Source organism: Caenibius sp. WL, from assembly GCF_019803445.1.
Classification (GTDB): Bacteria; Pseudomonadota; Alphaproteobacteria; order Sphingomonadales; family Sphingomonadaceae; genus Caenibius.
The window spans coordinates 2,560,015-2,572,162 of sequence record NZ_CP081844.1 but is presented as its reverse complement, the minus strand read 5'-3'; the positions used below and the strand labels follow the sequence as shown (position 1 = coordinate 2,572,162).

Genomic DNA, 12,148 nt, shown 5'->3' with positions numbered 1-12,148 from the left:
AACCATATGGAAGAACACCCGCAGACACTGCCGATGCAGCCAGCGCGACCCGCCGCACCTGTGCGCGGGCCGGGATGGAAGGCGGTTCTGTTATCCGCAGCCGCCGCCTTCGCCGTAGGCGGGGGACTGGTCGGCTGGATGGCGTGGGAACGCGGGTTCGATATCGGCGCGCTGGTGGGGATGGAACAGGCGGTGGAACCGGCGCCGATGATCGCGATCCCGCCTGCCGCCACGGCCGAACCCAAGACCGATCCGGAAACGGTGGCCGCTGCGGCCGATGCCGTGGCTGCCGTGGAAACGGTGGCGGAAGCGCAAGGCGGCTTCGACCAGCGTCTCGCCGCGATGGAACAGCGTCTGGCCCGGCTCGATCTTCAGGCGCAAGCGGCATCGGGCAATGCAGCCCGCGCCGAAGGGCTGTTGATCGCTTTCGCCACGCGCCGTTCCATGGAACGCGGTGCGCCGCTCGGCTATCTGGCCGATCAGTTGCGCCTGCGGTTCGGCGACGCCCGGCCCAACGCCGTGCGCACGATTATCGAAGCATCGCGCGATCCGGTGACGCTGGACCAGTTAATGGCGCGGCTGGAGGGGCTCTCGCCCGAACTCGTCAGCGCGCCGCGCAACGAAGGGTTCTGGGCCCGGACCCAGCGCGAATTGAACAACCTCTTCATCGTGCGCCGTGAAACTTCGCCATCCCCCGCGCCGCGCCGCCGCCTGGAACGGGCGAAGATGTTCCTCGAAAGCGGACGGGTGGAAGCGGCGGTGGCCGAAGTGCGCAACATGCCCGGCGCGGAAGCCGACCATGTGCAGGACTGGGTGAACGATGCCGAACGCTATGCTTCGGCGCAGGCTTCGCTGGACCTGATCGAGACGACGGCGGTGCTCGATCCGCGCGATTTGCGCGATGCACGCGGCAACAAGGTCGAACAGTTGAGCCCGGTCCTGATCGATTGATTGGCCGGTATCGCGCGCCAGCGCCGTGCCGATCAGGCTTTCAGCAGTTCGGGCAATTTGCCCGACATGCCGCGCGCCTCGTCCATGAAGAACTGCTTCAGCGGGCCGATCCGCTGCACGCCCGCCATGCCGAGGCGGCGGATCGCGGAGGGTATGCGCCCCGGCACGCCGAACAGGCGGGTGACGCTGTCGCAGGTGAAGGAGACGGCGAAACAGTCGAGGCTGCGCCAGCGTTCATAGCGCTTGAGCAGTTGCGCATCGCCCGAATCGAGGCCGATCCGCATCCCGTCCATCAGCACTTCGACCAGCGCCCCGACATCGCGCAAGCCCAGATTGAGGCCCTGACCGGCGATCGGATGAATACCGTGCGCGGCATCCCCCACCAGGACGAGGCGATCCGCGACCATCCGGGCGGTGTGCTGGAAGCCGAGCGGATAGGATGAGCGCTTGCTGTTGAGGGCGATGGCGCCGAACATCCCGTCCATCCGCCTGGCCACTTCGGTGACGAAAGCATGGTCCGAGAGGGCCAGAACACCCTCAGCATCCTTTTCGGAAACCGTCCACACCAGCGCGCTGCGATGTTCGCCGTCAGGTCCGTCCAGCATGGGCAGCAAAGCGAAAGGCCCGGCGGGGTAGAAGATTTCCCACGCCACATTGTCATGCGATTTTTCATGGGTAAGGCCGACGATGATGGCGCGGTGTTGATAATCCCAGCGGGCCAGCTTGAGCCCGGCCTCGTCCCGCGTGGGGGAGCGGCGTCCTTCGGCGGCGACCATCAACCGGCCTTCGAGCACTGTGCCGTCGGCCAGAGTGGCGGAGACGCCATGCGGGCCGCGCTGCCGTTCCACCACGCGGGCAGGGGCATGCCAGGCGATCCGCTTTTCCTCGCGCGCGGCTTCGTACAGCACTTCGCGCAAGGTCTGGTTGGAGAACATCACCCCCAATGATCCTTCGTGCGGCTGGGGCTGAAAATCGATCCGGCCCGGTTTCATGCTGTCTGTTACGGCGATGGACTTGATCGGGCAGCCTTTGCCCGCAAGGCGTTCGGCAAGGCCGATATTGGTGAACAGGTTCCAGCTTGCGGTGGAAATCGCGGATGCCCTGCCATCGAAACCGTCGGCAGTCAGCGCGTTCGGGTCCGCCATGTCGACCACATGACTGGCGATGCCTTGCCGCGCGGCGGCCAGCGCCAGCGTCATGCCGACAAGACCGCCGCCGATGATGACCAGTTCGCGCATATCCGACATGTTGAGCTTCCATTGCGGGTTCAGATAGCCTGCCCTAAAGCCGAGGGCATGATCAGCGCAAGGACATTGCCGCATTTCGCCCGTCAACCGCCGGTGATCGCCCTGATTGTGCTCTCCGTGCTGGCATGGGCTTTTCCGGCGGTTGCCGTGGCCTCTGCCGGGCGGAATCATATCGCGGCCGAACTGGTGGCCAATGGCGCGGCCGCGCCGGGTGAAACGGTGGACCTGGCGTTTCATTTCCGGCCGGAGCAGGGTTGGCACGGGTATTGGGTCAATCCGGGTGATGCCGGATACGGGCTGACGCTGGAGTGGCATTTGCCCCTGGGTTGGACAGCGGGCACGCCGGAATACCCGGTGCCGCACAGGCTCAAAATCGGCCCGCTGATGAACCATGTCTATGAAGGCGATTATGCCGTGCTGGTGCCGGTGCGCGTGCCGGCCAATGCGTCATCAAGCCCTGCCGAATTGCGCGTTTCGGCGCAGTGGCTGGCCTGTACCGACACGATCTGCGTGCCCGAACGGCAGGACATGGCGGTGACGGTACATCCCGGCGCGGGGCTGACGGATACCCGCTTCGACGCCTGGCGCGCCGCGATCCCCGCGCTGCTTGACCGGCCAGCGCATTTTTCGCTGGCTTCTGGCAAAGTCCGGCTGGCCATTCCCCTGCCTGCCAGCATGGCGCTGAACGATCCGCATGTCTTCGTCGAAACCACGGAAGTGGTAGACTACGCCGCACCGCAGACGTTTACCCGCAACGGGAACTGGCTGGTGGCGGAGCTGGTCCGCAAGGGCAGCGCGCAACCTGCTGCGATCAGCGGTATCGTGCGGCTGGACACCACGGACGAAGGCGTGCGCTTCGTGGCGGAGCCGGGCCCGGTGCCCACTGGAGGCACTCCCGTGGCTGCTACCGGTGACGGGGCCAAGCTGCCGTCCCTGTGGTTGCTGCTGGGCGGGGCGTTGCTGGGCGGTTTGCTGCTCAACGTGATGCCTTGCGTGTTCCCGATCCTGAGCCTCAAGGCCCTGAGCCTCGCGCGGGCGGGGGAAAGCGAACGCGAAGCCCGGCGAGAAGGCGCGGCCTACACGGCGGGGGTGATGCTCGCCTGCCTCGCTCTTGGCGGGGTGTTGCTGGTTCTGCGGGCCGGGGGACAGCAGGTCGGCTGGGCATTCCAGTTGCAGGAGCCGGGCGTGGTGGTTGCCCTGCTGGCGCTGGCGGCGGCGATCACCGCCAATCTTGCCGGATTGTTCGAGTTGCCCGCCGTTTCGATCACCCGCGATGGCAAGCCTGGCGGGGCATTCGCCACCGGGCTTCTGGCCGCCTTCGTCGCGACGCCGTGCACCGGCCCGTTCATGGCCGCGGCCATGGGGGCGGCGCTGCTGTTGCCCGTACCGCAGGCATTGCTGCTGTTCGCGGTGCTGGGGCTGGGGCTGGGGCTGCCGTTCTTGCTGATCGGCTTTGTTCCGCCGCTGCGCGCCGCGCTGCCCAGGCCGGGCGGGTGGATGGTGACTTTCCGCCGGATCATGGCCGTGCCGATGGGGCTGACGGCCTTGGCGCTGCTGTGGCTGGTCAATCGCCTTGGCGGCAGCGGCTTCATGACCGTGGCGATCCTGGCGCTGGCCGGGCTGCTGTTGGCGCTATGGATCGTGGGCCGCCGTCAGCGGCAAGGCAAGGCGGCGCTGCTGCCGTTCGCGGCGGTGGCCGTGCCTTTCGCGCTGTTCGCTGCTGTCGCGCTGCCGGCCAGCTTCACCGGTGGCGGCAAGGCGGAGAGCGGACTGCTCGCCCCGCAGGATTTCAGCGAGAATGCACTGGCGCATGCCCGCGCCAGCGGCAAGCCGGTTTTCCTATGGTTCACGGCGGATTGGTGCGTCACCTGCAAAGTGAACGAAAGCGTGGCGATCGAACGCGAGGCGACCAAAGCCGCGTTCGACAAGGCCGGGGTCATCGCCATGCGGGGGGATTGGACCCGGCGCGATCCGGAAATCACCCGCTTCCTGACGGCGCACGGCGCGGCGGGCGTGCCGCTTTATCTCTGGTATCAACCGGGGGGTGAGGGGCGGCAATTGCCGCAAGTCCTCACTCCCGATAGCCTGGTCAGGCTTGCGGAGCAGGCTCCGCGCTGACCAGTTCAGCGCCGGTCTGATGGCGGCATGCGGCGATGACGCGGGCTGGTTCCTTGCTGGCCGCGAGCTTGAGCGTGCCGCCGCCGGGGAGTGTGGCCTCCACAGCGTTGCCGGGCAGGAATACGTCCAGTTGCGGATCGAGCGCGGGGACTTCGCTTTCCCAGATCCATTTGCCGTCGCGCATCCGGGTTTCGGCGGCGATGCGCGCGTTCATGTTGCTGCCCAGCAGGGGAAACAGTGCCTTCGCACCAGGTTCGCCGGTAGCGTTGCGGACAATGTGGATGATCGGCGTCGCCTTGCTTTGCGTTTCACAGGTCAGCGTCAGCATCGGTGCTTCATTCGGACGGCCGAAGCGAAGCGAATGTGTGTCGTCCGCGGCCGCCATCCATACGGCATCGGTCGCATCGGGAGATGCGGAGATAACCGGCGCTGCTTGCGCTTGCAGTTCATCGAACGAGAATTTCTGAACCGCGTTGTCGCTGGCTGCGGCGCTGCACGCCGCGAGTGGCAGGAATGCGAAAAGGGCGAAAGGGCGAATGGGCATAGGGTCTCAGGTGGCAGGAAACAGGGCAGGGGAATGACGGCGGTGGCTTGAGGCTGTTGTTTCCCGCAGGCGATGCATGGTCGGCTCCCGAGATTCAATGGGCCGGGGGTGTGATTTGCGACGCCTGACCCACGGCAGTTCTGTTCTGTGACGCGTATATTATGGCATTTTGGCGCAGAGCAACTGCAAAGCGGAGTATTTCCGCGCTTATCCCCCTCCGCTGATCGCAAAGCGGGCCAATCAGCGCCCCCATTTCCGCTGGGTCTTGCCATAACGCATCTTGCGCGTGCCGGGGCGGCCTTCGTTGCTGCGGCCCACGAGCGGGGCCTTGTGTTCCGCTTCTGGCAGACCAAGCTCCTCTGCTTCCAGGCGGCGAATCTCATCGCGCAGGCGCCCGGCTTCCTCGAACTCGAGATCGGCCGCCGCCGCGCGCATTTTCGCTTCCAGCTCTTCGATATAAGCACGTAGGTTGTGGCCGACGAGATTGTTGCGGCCATCCGCGTCGATATCGACCGTTACCCCATCCTGCGCCGCCGTGTGGGCCACGATATCGGCGATCTGGCGGCGGATGGTCTGCGGCGTGATGCCATGCTCCTCGTTGAAAGCGCGTTGCTTGTCGCGGCGGCGATCGGTTTCGGCGATCGCGCGTTCCATGCTGCCGGTCATGCGGTCGGCATAGAGGATTACCCGCCCATCGACATTGCGCGCGGCCCGGCCGATGGTCTGCACCAGCGAGGTTTCGCTGCGCAGGAACCCCTCCTTGTCAGCATCGAGAATGCAGACGAGGCCGCATTCGGGGATGTCGAGCCCTTCGCGCAGGAGATTGATCCCCACAAGCACGTCGTACACGCCCATCCGCAGATCGCGGATCAGTTCGATACGCTCCAGCGTTTCGACATCCGAATGCATGTAGCGGACTTTGACACCCGCTTCGTGCATGAATTCGGTCAGATCCTCGGCCATTCGCTTGGTGAGGGTCGTGACCAGCGTGCGATACCCCTTTGCCGCCGTCTCACGGCATTCGTTGATGCAATCCTGCACCTGATCTTCCACCGGGCGGATTTCCACCGGCGGATCGATCAAACCGGTGGGGCGGATCACCTGTTCGGCGAACACCCCGCCGGTCTGTTCCATTTCCCAGGAACCGGGAGTGGCGGAAACGGCCACCGTCTGCGGGCGCATCGCATCCCATTCGTTGAAACGCAGCGGGCGGTTGTCAATGCAACTCGGCAGGCGGAAGCCATATTCCGCCAGCGTCAGCTTGCGGCGATGGTCGCCGCGCGCCATCGCGCCGATCTGTGGCACCGTCTGGTGGCTTTCGTCGACGAACAGCAAGGCGTTATCGGGCAGGTATTCGAACAGCGTCGGCGGCGGTTCGCCCGGCAGGCGGCCGGTCAGGAAACGGCTGTAATTCTCGATCCCCGCGCACGATCCGGTGGCGGCGATCATCTCAAGGTCGAAATTGGTCCGCTGTTCCAGCCGCTGGGCTTCCAGCAGGCGCCCTTCTGCGTTCAGCTCCTTGAGCCGTTCGGACAGTTCGAATTTGATCGCTTCCGATGCCTGCTTCATCGTTGGCCCCGGCGTGACATAATGCGAATTGGCATAGACCCGCACTTTGTCGAGCGAAGCGCCCTTCTTGCCGGTGAGGGGGTCGAACTCGGCGATCTCCTCGATCTCGTCGCCGAAGAAGCTGATCCGCCAAGCCATATCCTCATAGTGGCTGGGGAAGATTTCGAGATTATCCCCCCGCACGCGGAAATTGCCCCGGGCGAACGCGGCATCGTTGCGCTTGTATTGCAGAGCGACCAGCTTGCGGATGATTTCGCGCTGATCGGCGGTGTCACCTTTCTTCAGGTCGAAAATCATTGCGGAATAGGTTTCGACCGAGCCGATCCCGTAGAGGCATGACACGGAAGCGACGATAATCACGTCATCGCGTTCGAGCAGGGCGCGGGTGGCCGAGTGGCGCATCCGGTCGATGGCCTCGTTTACCGAGCTTTCCTTCTCGATATAGGTATCGCTGCGCGGGACGTATGCTTCCGGTTGATAGTAGTCATAATAGCTGACGAAATATTCCACCGCATTTCCGGGGAAGAAGCTTTTGAACTCCCCATAGAGCTGGGCGGCGAGAATCTTGTTGGGGGCCAGAATCAGGGCGGGGCGCTGCAAGTGCTCGATCACTTTGGCCATGGTGAAAGTCTTGCCCGAGCCGGTCACACCCAGCAGCACCTGAGTCTTTTCACCGTCCTTCGCAGCGGTCACGAGTTCGGCGATCGCGGTGGGCTGGTCGCCCGCCGGTTCATAATCGGACACGATCTTGAACGGTTTGCCGCCGTCCGTCTTGTCCGGGCGCTGCGGTTTGTGCGGAACAAAGCTGCCCGAGGTATCGGGTTCTTCCAGTCCGCGTCGGATCACGAGTTCAGCCATCGCGGGAATATGGGGGTGGATGGCGGCGCACGCAATCGTTGGCAGCGCCGCAATCCGCTGTTAGCGTGACGAAACAAAAGAAAAGACGGTCGTGTAATCGAGACAATTTTCGGAGAAGTCTATGCGTATCAAACTCACCCTTCCCGTTGCGGCGTCGCTTGCGACCGCACTTCTACTCGCCGGCTGCGGCAAATCCGACGAGGGGCCGAAAACGCCGGAACAGGCGGCTCAGGAAGCGTCCAAGATGGAAAAGCCCGAACCCGGCAAGTATCGCTCCAGCGTGAAGGTGCTTGAGTTCGACATTCCCGGCATGCCGAAAGAGCAGGCCGAGCAGATGAAGGGCATGATGGGCAACGCCGGTCAAAGTCACGAATTCTGCATGACCAAGGAAGATGTCGAGAAGGGCTATGAGGAAATGGTCAAGAAGACATCGCAGGGCAACTGCACTTTCGAAAAGTTCAATGCGGCGTCCAACACGCTGGATGCCAAGATGACCTGTGACATGGGCAACGAGATGAAGTCGGTCATCACCATGAACGGCACCACTTCGAAGACCAATTCCAAGATGACCATGGACATCGAAAACACCGCGCCCAGCATTCCGGGCGGGAAAATGCACACCAAGATGGAAGTCACCAACGAGCGTATCGGGGATTGCGCCTGATTCGTTCATCTCGCGTAAGGCGCGAATTGTTATGGCGTCGAAATGAGACAGACGCATGACAGCAATTCGCCGGGCGCGATAGCCGATGCTGGCGCCGCCTTCCGCATGGCCTCCTTCTACAAGGAAGCCGCGCGGCGCGCGGCGCTGGCGGGCGAAGCGCGCCCCAAGGGCGTAAAGGGGCCGCCGTTGCGGCACTTTCTGGGCGAACTGTCGGTCTTTGCCGAACCGCTTCGCCGCCTGGGGCGCGATTTTCCGATCGAACGCACGGATGAACCGCGCACGGTGATGCTGCTGCCCGGTTTCGCAACGCATCCGGTGCGCATGCGCTATATGGCGCAGCAGCTTGAGCGGGCCGGGCACAAGGTCAAGCGCTGGGGGCTGGGTTTCAATCTCGGCCCGACCGAACAGAACATTATCCTGCTCGAACGCAGGCTGGCCGCGCTTAACAAGCGCTATGGCAGGCCGGTCGTGCTGGTCGGCTGGAGCCTGGGGGGCCTGTTCGCCCGCGAACTGGCGCGCCGCCATCCGGATATGGTGGGCAAGGTCATCACTATGGGATCGCCGTTTTCCGGTAGCCCGCGCGCCAACAACGCCTGGCGACTCTATCATCTGGTAACGGGCCATCCGGTGGAAGCGCCACCGATCGATATCGATCTTTCCGCCAAGCCGCCGGTGCCGACAGTCGCGCTGTGGAGCCCGCGCGACGGGATCGTGTCGGCGCGCTCCTCATGCGGGTGGCCGGGGGAGCGGGACCGCGAAGTGGCTCTGCGCTGCACCCATCTCGGCTTTGCTTATTCGCCCGAGGCGATCCGCGCGGTGCTGCGCGAGCTGGAGGCCATCTGACGCCTCATATCCCTATTTTCCAAGACGATTGACAGCGGCCGAATCTCTGTCATTGTTGCGGTGCAGCATAAGGGGCATATGAGCAAGATCAGCCTGACCTTCGATGAAATGTTCGCCGACAGCGGCGATGTTCGTTCAGCCTATGCTGATTATTGGGAATGGCTTCAGGCGCAAGATCGCCACTGGATGACAGGCAAGAGGGCCGAAGCGGAGGCCTTCTTCCGCCGCACCGGGATCACTTTCAACGTCTATGGCGATCAGGATGCGGAGGAACGGCTGATCCCGTTCGATATGGTCCCGCGGATTATCACCGGCAAGGAATGGCGGCGGCTGACGCGCGGGATCGAACAGCGCGTGCGTGCGATCAACGCCTTTCTTCACGATCTCTATCACCGGCGGGAAATCCTCCGTTCGGGCCGTTTGCCGGAACGTCTGTTTCGCAACAACGCGGCGTGGCTGCCGGAAATGGTGGGTTTCACGCCGCCGGGCGGGGTTTATACCCATATCGTCGGCATCGATCTGGTGCGCACCGGACCCGATGAATTCATGGTGCTGGAAGACAACGCCCGCACGCCCAGCGGCGTCAGCTACATGCTGGAAAACCGCGAAACGATGATGACGATGTTTCCGGAACTGTTCGCCCAGGTGCGGGTGCGGCCGGTTTCGGATTATCCCCGCCGTCTCGCCAAAAGCCTTGCTGCCTGCGCGCCGGATTGCGCGGCATCGCGGCCGGTCGTCGCGGTGCTGACTCCGGGCGTCTATAATTCCGCCTATTTCGAACACGCTTTCCTGGCGGACCAGATGGGGGCCGAACTGGTCGAAGGCAGCGATCTGCGAGTCGAAGGCGGCCGGGTCTGCATGCGCACCACGCGCGGTTATCAGCCGCTCGACGTGATCTATCGCCGGGTGGATGACGAATTCCTCGATCCGCTGAGCTTCAATCCCACCAGCCTCCTCGGTGTGCCCGGGATCATGGACGTCTATCGCGCCGGGCGGATCACGATCGCCAATGCGCCGGGGGCGGGCATCGCGGACGACAAGGCGATCTACAGTTTCATGCCGGAAATCGTCGAGTTCTACACCGGCGAGAAGCCGCTGCTGCCCAATGTGCCGACATGGCGCTGCGCGGAGAAGGACAGCCTCGCTTATGTGCTCGACCATCTTCACGAACTGGTGGTGAAGGAAGTCCACGGGTCGGGCGGTTATGGCATGTTGATCGGCCCTACCTCGTCCAAGCGCGAAATCGCACAGTTCCGCAAGAAGCTGATCGCGACGCCGGAAAACTATATCGCCCAGCCGACGCTGGCGCTTTCGACCGTGCCGATCTTCACCAAGGCCGGGCTCGCCCCGCGCCACGTGGACCTGCGCCCGTTCGTGCTGGTTTCGCCGCAGGGGATCGACATCACGCCCGGCGGCCTGACGCGGGTGGCGATGAAGAAGGGTTCGCTGGTGGTGAATTCGAGCCAGGGCGGCGGCACCAAGGATAGCTGGGTGCTGGACGACTGATGGGCGGCGGGCGCAACAGGATGGGACGAACCGGATGTTAGGGCGCACCGCCAACAGCATATTCTGGATGTGCCGTTATTTCGAACGGGCGGAAAATACCGCGCGTCTGCTCGAAGCCGGGTTTCGCATGGCGCTGACCCGCCCTTCCGATGCGGCGGGGGAGGAATGGCGTTCGGTCATCAACACGTTGGGGCAGATCGGTCACTACTCTTCGCTCTACGATGGCTACAGCGGGGCGCAGGTGTGCAATTATGTCCTGCGCGATCGGGAAAATCCGTTCTGCGTCCTGGCGATGGTGGAGGCGGCGCGCACCAATGCACGCGTTGCCCGCACATCGTTGACCACGGAAGTTTGGGAATCGGTCAACGAATGCTGGATGACGCTGAAGGACGTGCTCGCGCGTCCGGTGCGGGAACGCAATCTGGGCGCGGTGCTGGCCGCGATCCGGCGGGAAGCGCGGCTGTTCCACGGCGCGACTTACGGCACCATGCTGCGCAACGATATCTATCAGTTCGCCCGGGCGGGCACTCTGATCGAACGGGCGGACAACACTGCGCGGATACTCGATGTGAAGTACCACCTGCTGTTGCCCTCGCTGTCCTACGTCGGTTCCGCTCTGGACAGTTCGCAATGGGATCAGGTGCTGCGCTCGCTGGCCGGCGATTCGCTCTATAGCTGGCTCAACGCCGGGCAGATGGACCCGCGGGGCATTGCCGAGTTCCTGGTACTCGATGGGCGTTTCCCGCGCAGCCTTCTGTTCAGCTACGAACAGTTGTCGCAGCACCTTTCCGAACTGGCCCGGGAATATGGGGAAGAAACCGATGCCCATGCCCTGATGAAGGATGCCCGGCAGTGGCTGGCAGGGCGCAATATCCAGGACATCTTCGACACCGGCCTGCATGAATTCCTGATCGATTTCATCGAGCGCAACCAGTCGATCGCCAACACGATCGCGGAGGATTACCGCTTCACCACATAGGAGTTTCGCCGTGCATCTCGCTATCGAACACACGACCCGTTACCGTTTCGCGGAGCCGGTCGCCTATGCGTTGCAGAGATTGCGGCTGATGCCCAAGGAAACGCGCGGCCAGAAGATTATCGATTGGGCGGTGGACTATGAAGGCGTGGTCGAGGAACTGTCCTATGAAGACCACAACTGCAATCATGTGACACTGGTTTCGGTGGCGCCGGATACCACCGATGTGATGATCCGCTGCCGGGGTACGCTGCTGACCGAGGATTATGTGGGAGTGCACGGGGCCCATAGCGGCCACATGCCGCTGTGGAGCTTCGTCACCCAGACGCCGAGCACGGCGCCCGGCGCCAGATTGCGTGCGCTGGCGGCCGCGATCCGGGAGGATCGGGATACGCTGGACCGGCTGCATGATCTTTCGGCGCTGATCCTGCAACAGGTGGCCTATGAAGCGGGGCATACCGAAGTGCGCACCACGGCGGAGGAAGCGCTCGAAACCGGGCGTGGGGTGTGCCAGGATCATGCCCACATCTTCATCGGCGGCGCGCGCCTGATGGGAATACCGGCCCGCTATGTCAGCGGATACCTGATGCTGGAGGGCAGGATCGATCAGGAAGCGACGCATGCATGGGCCGAAGCGCATGTGGCGGGGCTGGGATGGGTCGGCTTCGATGTTTCCAATGGGATCAGCCCGGATGCCCGCTATGTCCGCGTGGCGACAGGGCGCGATTACCGCGAGGCCGCGCCGATCACCGGGATCAGTTACGGCGGGGTGGACGAGGAACTGCACGTCCACCTCGCAGTGGAGCGTCAGTGCCAATCGCAATAGGCAAAAGTGCTCTGTTGCGCAGCCCCGCCATTGATCGGCGAAGGGA

Annotated in this window: 10 protein-coding genes; 7 read left to right on the top strand and 3 right to left on the bottom strand. The window is 63.6% G+C overall.

What is annotated here, in order from left to right; all coding sequences use genetic code 11:
• The first annotated feature begins 6 nt into the window (after window positions 1-6).
• Window positions 7-951, top strand: coding sequence for an MICOS complex subunit MIC60 (locus K5X80_RS12325; RefSeq protein WP_222558018.1), 945 nt, complete (start codon window positions 7-9; stop codon window positions 949-951).
• 32 nt (window positions 952-983) lie between these two features.
• On the opposite strand, the gene K5X80_RS12320 is transcribed toward K5X80_RS12325, so the two are convergent.
• Window positions 984-2,198, bottom strand: a complete 1,215-nt coding sequence (locus K5X80_RS12320; protein ID WP_222558017.1) for a UbiH/UbiF/VisC/COQ6 family ubiquinone biosynthesis hydroxylase — start codon at window positions 2,196-2,198, stop codon at window positions 984-986.
• 48 nt (window positions 2,199-2,246) lie between these two features.
• Between K5X80_RS12320 and K5X80_RS12315 the strand changes: the two genes are divergently transcribed.
• A complete protein-coding gene (locus tag K5X80_RS12315; protein WP_222558016.1) occupies window positions 2,247-4,316 on the top strand; it encodes a protein-disulfide reductase DsbD family protein in 2,070 nt (689 codons plus the stop codon).
• Here K5X80_RS12315 and K5X80_RS12310 read toward each other — a convergent pair.
• Both K5X80_RS12310 and uvrB read right to left on the bottom strand, forming a co-directional pair.
• A complete protein-coding gene (locus tag K5X80_RS12310) occupies window positions 4,288-4,860 on the bottom strand; it encodes a hypothetical protein (protein ID WP_222558015.1) in 573 nt (190 codons plus the stop codon). The two genes, K5X80_RS12315 and K5X80_RS12310, sit on opposite strands and share 29 nt — an antisense overlap.
• A 240-nt stretch (window positions 4,861-5,100) precedes the next feature.
• Window positions 5,101-7,287, bottom strand: a complete 2,187-nt coding sequence (gene uvrB / locus K5X80_RS12305; protein WP_222558014.1) for an excinuclease ABC subunit UvrB — start codon at window positions 7,285-7,287, stop codon at window positions 5,101-5,103.
• A 121-nt stretch (window positions 7,288-7,408) separates the two neighbouring features.
• Between uvrB and K5X80_RS12300 the strand changes: the two genes are divergently transcribed.
• The 5 genes from K5X80_RS12300 to K5X80_RS12280 all read left to right on the top strand — a co-directional run bounded on the left by K5X80_RS12300 (window position 7,409) and on the right by K5X80_RS12280 (window position 12,102).
• Window positions 7,409-7,951 (top strand): DUF3617 domain-containing protein, encoded by a 543-nt coding sequence (locus K5X80_RS12300; RefSeq protein ID WP_222558013.1) that lies wholly within the window; start codon window positions 7,409-7,411, stop codon window positions 7,949-7,951.
• Between the two features lie 42 nt (window positions 7,952-7,993).
• Window positions 7,994-8,794 carry an esterase/lipase family protein gene (locus K5X80_RS12295; protein WP_222558012.1) on the top strand — a complete coding sequence of 267 codons (801 nt, stop codon included), beginning with the start codon at window positions 7,994-7,996 and terminating at the stop codon, window positions 8,792-8,794.
• A 78-nt stretch (window positions 8,795-8,872) separates the two neighbouring features.
• Complete coding sequence (locus K5X80_RS12290) at window positions 8,873-10,300, top strand: circularly permuted type 2 ATP-grasp protein (protein WP_283249171.1); 1,428 nt, start codon at window positions 8,873-8,875, stop codon at window positions 10,298-10,300.
• A 34-nt stretch (window positions 10,301-10,334) separates the two neighbouring features.
• Window positions 10,335-11,279, top strand: coding sequence for an alpha-E domain-containing protein (locus K5X80_RS12285; RefSeq protein WP_222558011.1), 945 nt, complete (start codon window positions 10,335-10,337; stop codon window positions 11,277-11,279).
• A 10-nt stretch (window positions 11,280-11,289) separates the two neighbouring features.
• Window positions 11,290-12,102 (top strand): transglutaminase family protein, encoded by an 813-nt coding sequence (locus tag K5X80_RS12280; RefSeq protein WP_222558010.1) that lies wholly within the window; start codon window positions 11,290-11,292, stop codon window positions 12,100-12,102.
• Window positions 12,103-12,148: the final 46 nt, after the last annotated feature.

Excerpts from the sequence above, each read along its gene's own strand:
- K5X80_RS12325 (WP_222558018.1), top strand. The coding sequence starts at position 7 with ATGGAAGAACACCCGCAGACACTGCCGATGCAGCCAGCGCGACCCGCC.
- K5X80_RS12320 (WP_222558017.1), bottom strand. The coding sequence starts at position 2,198 with ATGTCGGATATGCGCGAACTGGTCATCATCGGCGGCGGTCTTGTCGGC.
- K5X80_RS12315 (WP_222558016.1), top strand. The coding sequence starts at position 2,247 with ATGATCAGCGCAAGGACATTGCCGCATTTCGCCCGTCAACCGCCGGTG.
- K5X80_RS12310 (WP_222558015.1), bottom strand. The coding sequence starts at position 4,860 with ATGCCCATTCGCCCTTTCGCCCTTTTCGCATTCCTGCCACTCGCGGCG.
- uvrB (WP_222558014.1), bottom strand. The coding sequence starts at position 7,287 with ATGGCTGAACTCGTGATCCGACGCGGACTGGAAGAACCCGATACCTCG.
- K5X80_RS12300 (WP_222558013.1), top strand. The coding sequence starts at position 7,409 with ATGCGTATCAAACTCACCCTTCCCGTTGCGGCGTCGCTTGCGACCGCA.
- K5X80_RS12295 (WP_222558012.1), top strand. The coding sequence starts at position 7,994 with ATGAGACAGACGCATGACAGCAATTCGCCGGGCGCGATAGCCGATGCT.
- K5X80_RS12290 (WP_283249171.1), top strand. The coding sequence starts at position 8,873 with ATGAGCAAGATCAGCCTGACCTTCGATGAAATGTTCGCCGACAGCGGC.
- K5X80_RS12285 (WP_222558011.1), top strand. The coding sequence starts at position 10,335 with ATGTTAGGGCGCACCGCCAACAGCATATTCTGGATGTGCCGTTATTTC.